Source organism: Streptococcus danieliae, from assembly GCF_013415245.1.
Classification (GTDB): Bacteria; Bacillota; Bacilli; order Lactobacillales; family Streptococcaceae; genus Streptococcus; species Streptococcus danieliae_A.
The window spans coordinates 1-5,326 of record NZ_JACBXX010000025.1 but is presented as its reverse complement, the minus strand read 5'-3'; the positions used below and the strand labels follow the sequence as shown (position 1 = coordinate 5,326).

The following is a 5,326-nucleotide window of genomic DNA, read 5'->3' as shown; positions in this document are numbered from 1 at the left end:
ATATTTCAATAGAAATCACGACTTTTTGTGGGATTTATTTTTGGAGTAGTTGAAAAACCTTTCATGAGCCAGTCTACTTGTTCAGATGTCAAAGTGAGAATTTTCTTTTCTCCATCAGGCCAAGTTAACTTACCATTTTCAAACCGTTTATAGAGAAGCCAGAATCCTTGACCATCCCAATAAAGAGCTTTAAAGCGATCTTTTTGGCTTCCACAAAAGAGGAAGACTTGGCCTGAAAATGGATCTAGTTGGAATTGAGTTTTAATCAGGTAAGCAAGTGAGTCAATTCCTTGTCTCATATCTGTTTTCCCACAGACTAGATGAACAAGGCCTAGGTCTAGTAAATTGATTGGCATCTGTTTCCTCCGATTTTTTATCTTTTTATTAGTATATCGGATAATAGGGATTCAAGATAGATACCTCGTTATTGGACGCTTACGAACTATTGGTCAATCTTACTACTAGGAAACCTCCTAACCCTCAGCATTAGTTTCATCCTAACTCGGCTACTTTCCATGCCTTTTAAATGGTGGAATGTCATTGCAATCACAACCTCAAGCTATGTTGTCCACCATTACCTGGAAAATAAGAAAAAATAGTCGACTCTTATTCATATTCTCGCAGCACTTTTCCCGATAAATTACAAAAGAGCAAGCCGCCCGGCTTGCTCTTTTGTCGAATACTACTTGCTTATTTTGCTGCTGCGTAGAGTTCTGAAACCTTGTTCCAGTTAACCACATTCCAGAAAGCTTTAATGTAGTCTGGGCGGAGGTTACGGTAGCTGACATAGTAGGCATGTTCCCAAACATCCAAACCAAGAAGGGGTTCTTGGCCATTAGACACGGGGTTATCTTGGTTAGCGGTAGAAACCACTTCCAATTGACCTTCAGCATTAAGGACCAACCAAGCCCAACCAGACCCAAAGCGAGTCGCTGCCGCCGCTGCAAAAGCTTCTTTGAAGGCATCCATAGAACCAAAAGTCGCCTCAATAGCCGCTGCTAGCTCAGCAGATGGAGCTGTTGCTTCTGGCGTCATCATTTCCCAGAACAAAGAGTGGTTCACATGACCACCACCGTTGTTGATGACAGCCTGACGAATATCCGCAGGAATGCTGTCCACATCCTTCAACAAGTCCACAATATCTGCAGTGACTTCTGGATGTTTTTCCAAGGCTGCATTCAAGTTATTCACGTAAGCTTGGTGATGCTTATCGTGGTGTAGATGCATGGTTTCCTGATCAATATAAGGCTCCAAAGCATCGTATGCGTATGGCAATTCAGGTACTGTATAAGACATAATCCACCTCTTTCTTTCTTCTCTTCCCATCATACTTAAAAAACGCTGTCATTTCAATTTTTCTGCTTGAGACCTTGAACCACCTCAATCATCAAAAGATCCATGAGGTAAGCCTTATCATAAAGTCCCGTTTTCATCTCATAATCTGTCTGAATCAGCTTTTGATAAATGGTTCGCAGATAACTTGTCGGCAGGTTTTGACTATCTCTTTGGGCAAAGCGGACACGGTAAGGATTGTAGCTGGTCCCTGTCAGCCGCTTCAATTCAGCCACCAAGTTGGCCTCTGATAAGGGACTTAAAAACCGCACATAGAGAAAGAGGCGAAAATGGCTTAACAATAAGGCTAAAATTTGGATATCGTCCTTGCCCTGGAGACGGAGATCGACCATCAACGACCGGGCTGCCTCCAACCGCCCTTGCAAGAGGTAACGCGTCAGATCAAAGAGATTATCCTGGAGCGTTTTCGGCAGCAGTTGCCGGAGTCCTTCAAGAGTCAGGGAAGCCGGAGAGCCATAATTCTCAATAAAGGCCAGGTTTTGACGCAACAGGCTGATATTCAGCATGGATTTCTCCAGCAAGACATCCTGTAAATCTGACCCCAACTGCCAACCTCGGAACTGTAACTCTTCCTGTAAAAAGGTCCGAAAGTCTTTTTCCTTGAGTTCTTGGGTTTCTAAGAGAAGTGACTGGCGTTTGAGCAGCTTGACCAAGCGTCGCTTGCCATCCAGTTTGCCTTCTGCAAAAATAATCACCTTAGTGGTCGGACTAGGATTTTGCACATAGTCTTCAAAGCGCTTGAGGTCCTCGTCAGATAAATAACGCTTGCGGCCGGTCGTCAGATCTAAAAAGGAATCCAAGACCACCCATTTGCTGTCCGCAAAAAAGGGCAAACTTTCCAACTCTTCTTGGACCTGGGCATAGGTGGCTTCGCGCATGTCCAACCGACTCATGCTTAAATCAGCTGGGTCAAAACCAATCTTTCTCAGCACCTCTTCTTTTACTAAAGAAAATTGCCCAACATCCTCCCCGGCTACGACCGTTAAGGCTGGGAAATCCGCTGCTGTCATTTTTTCTACTTGTCGAATCGCTATCATGCTGCCCCCTTTTCTTCTATTCTAGCAAAAATTTCGCAAGCAGCCCATTTGAAATTTTTTTAAAAAACTTTTGTGAAAAACTTTACAAATGAAAACGGATTCGTTATAATATTTAATGTGAAGTAATTAACAAACGTCAGGAGAAGCATATGACTGAAAAAACACTTTCAAAAGAAGAAAAAGAACAATTGGCGCAAGCCCACGTCGATGCCTTGGTTGGTAAGGGCTTGATCGCCCTTGAGGAGATGCGGAAACTCAACCAAGAAGAGGTGGACTACATTGTTGCTAAGGCTTCTGTTGCAGCCTTGGATGCCCACGGAACCTTGGCCATGCATGCCTTCACTGAGACTGGGCGGGGTGTCTTTGAGGATAAGGCCACCAAAAACCTCTTCGCCTGTGAGCATGTGGTCAACAATATGCGCCACACCAAGACAGTTGGGGTCATTGAAGAGGATGATGTCACTGGCCTAACCTTGATCGCCGAGCCCGTCGGGGTAATCTGTGGAATCACACCAACTACCAACCCAACTTCTACCGCTATCTTCAAAGCCTTGATCTCCTTGAAAACACGGAATCCGATTATCTTCGCCTTCCACCCATCGGCTCAAGAATCTTCTGCCCATGCGGCACGTGTTGTGCGCGATGCAGCCATCGCAGCCGGTGCTCCTGAAAACTGTATCCAATGGATTGAACACCCATCAATGGAAGCTACTGCCGCTCTGATGAATCATGACGGGATCGCCACCATCCTCGCTACAGGTGGGAATGCCATGGTCCGCGCTGCCTACTCTTGTGGCAAACCAGCCCTCGGAGTTGGAGCCGGAAACGTACCAGCCTATGTTGAAAAATCAGCCAATGTTCGCCAAGCTGTCCATGACATTGTCATGTCCAAATCCTTCGACAACGGTATGGTCTGTGCCTCTGAACAAGCCGTAATTATCGACAAAGAAATCTATGACGCTTTCGTCGAAGAATTCAAATCCTACCATACTTATTTTGTTAACAAAAAAGAAAAGGCTCTTCTTGAAGAATTCTGCTTCGGAGCTAAAGCCAACGGCAAGAACTGTGCCCTAGCCAAATTAAATCCAGCAATCGTAGGTAAACCAGCTAGCTGGATTGCGGAACAAGCTGGTTTCTCAGTTCCAGAAGGAACCAACATTCTCGCAGCCGAAGTGAGCCAAGTCGGTCCCAAAGAACCCCTAACGCGGGAAAAACTTTCTCCAGTTATTGCTGTTCTCAAAGCCGATTCCCGTGAAGACGGCTTGGAAAAAGCCCGTCAAATGGTTGAATTCGATGGCCTCGGCCACTCTGCCGCCATCCATACGGAGGATGCAGCATTGGCCAAAGAATTTGGAAAACTAGTCAAGGCTATTCGGGTTATTTGGAACTCTCCTTCAACCTTCGGCGGTATCGGGGACGTATACAACTCCTTCCTACCATCCCTCACTCTGGGCTGTGGCTCTTACGGTCGCAACTCAATCGGTGATAACGTCAGCGCTGTCAATCTCTTGAACATCAAAAAAGTAGGAAGACGTAGAAATAATATGCAGTGGTTTAAAGTTCCTTCAAAAACATACTTCGAACGTGACTCAATCCAATACCTTCAAAAATGTCGAGATGTTGAACGGGTGATGATTGTCACAGACTCCTCTATGGTCGAATTCGGCTTCTTAGATCGCATCCTGGAACAACTTCATCTCCGCCGCAACAAGGTTGTTTACCAAATCTTTGCCGACGTAGAACCAGATCCAGATATCACAACTGTCTACAAAGGAACTGAAATGATGCGTAGCTTCAAACCAGACACCATCATTGCCCTTGGAGGAGGTTCGCCGATGGATGCGGCCAAAGTCATGTGGCTCTTCTATGAGCAACCAGAAGTTGATTTCCATGACCTGGTTCAAAAATTCATGGACATTCGGAAACGGGCCTTCAAATTCCCAGAACTCGGTAAGAAAACCAAATTCATTGCCATCCCAACTACATCCGGTACTGGATCTGAAGTGACCCCATTTGCGGTTATCTCTGACAAAGCCAATAACCGTAAATACCCAATTGCCGACTACTCCCTCACCCCAACAGTAGCCATTGTCGATCCAGCCTTGGTAATGACCGTCCCAGCACATGTGACGGCAGACACTGGTATGGATGTCCTCACCCATGCAACTGAAGCCTATGTCTCAACCGTGGCCAATGACTTCACCGACGGCCTAGCCCTTCAAGCCATCAAACTTGTCTTTGAAAACTTGGAAAGCTCTGTAAAAAATGCCGACTTTGAATCCCGCGAAAAAATGCACAATGCTTCGACCATTGCAGGAATGGCCTTCGCTAACGCCTTCTTGGGTATCTCCCACTCCATGGCCCACAAGATTGGTGGTCGCTTCCACACCGTTCACGGCCGTACCAACGCCATCCTCTTGCCATACGTCATCCGTTACAACGGTACTCGTCCATCCAAAACTGCAACCTGGCCTAAGTACAACTACTACAAGGCTGACGAGAAATACCAGGACATCGCTCGGATGCTCGGACTCCCAGCTGCCACACCAGAAGAAGCTGTGGCTTCCTATGCCCAAGCTGTCTATGATCTCGGCGAACGTATTGGCATCGAGATGAACCTCAAAGCCCAAGGCATTGACGAAAAAGAACTCAAAGAATATTCACGTGAATTGGCCCTCCTCGCCTATGAAGACCAATGTACACCAGCCAACCCACGCTTGGCTATGGTGGATCACATGCAAGAAATCATCGAAGATGCTTACTACGGTTATAAAGAACGCCCAGGACGTATCAAATAATCCTGTAGAACGAGTTTGGGACAAAAGTCTCTCTGACTAAAGCAAAAAAGCAACGGTTTAAGAGCCGTTGCTTTTTTGCTTTATGGAGATAGTCTTGATACAATATAATTACGACAAAATACTGAGAAAGGCTATCCC

Annotated in this window: 4 protein-coding genes; 1 reads left to right on the top strand and 3 read right to left on the bottom strand. The window is 45.9% G+C overall.

Features of this window, described 5'->3' with window-relative positions; all coding sequences use genetic code 11:
* Nucleotides 1-5: 5 nt before the first annotated feature.
* The 3 genes from tnpB to holA all read right to left on the bottom strand — a co-directional run bounded on the left by tnpB (nucleotide 6) and on the right by holA (nucleotide 2,390).
* A complete protein-coding gene (gene tnpB, locus HZY94_RS00490) occupies nucleotides 6-356 on the bottom strand; it encodes an IS66 family insertion sequence element accessory protein TnpB (protein ID WP_179924505.1) in 351 nt (116 codons plus the stop codon).
* Nucleotides 357-690: 334 nt separating this feature from the next.
* Nucleotides 691-1,296: a superoxide dismutase gene (locus HZY94_RS00485; RefSeq protein WP_179924504.1), complete on the bottom strand. Its 606-nt coding sequence runs from the start codon at nucleotides 1,294-1,296 to the stop codon at nucleotides 691-693.
* A 53-nt stretch (nucleotides 1,297-1,349) separates the two neighbouring features.
* The gene (gene holA, locus HZY94_RS00480) at nucleotides 1,350-2,390 is read right to left on the bottom strand and encodes a DNA polymerase III subunit delta (protein WP_179924503.1); all 1,041 of its coding nucleotides are present in this window, start codon (nucleotides 2,388-2,390) and stop codon (nucleotides 1,350-1,352) included.
* Between the two features lie 149 nt (nucleotides 2,391-2,539).
* Between holA and adhE the strand changes: the two genes are divergently transcribed.
* Nucleotides 2,540-5,188: a bifunctional acetaldehyde-CoA/alcohol dehydrogenase gene (gene adhE / locus HZY94_RS00475; protein ID WP_179924502.1), complete on the top strand. Its 2,649-nt coding sequence runs from the start codon at nucleotides 2,540-2,542 to the stop codon at nucleotides 5,186-5,188.
* The last annotated feature ends 138 nt before the right edge of the window (nucleotides 5,189-5,326 follow it).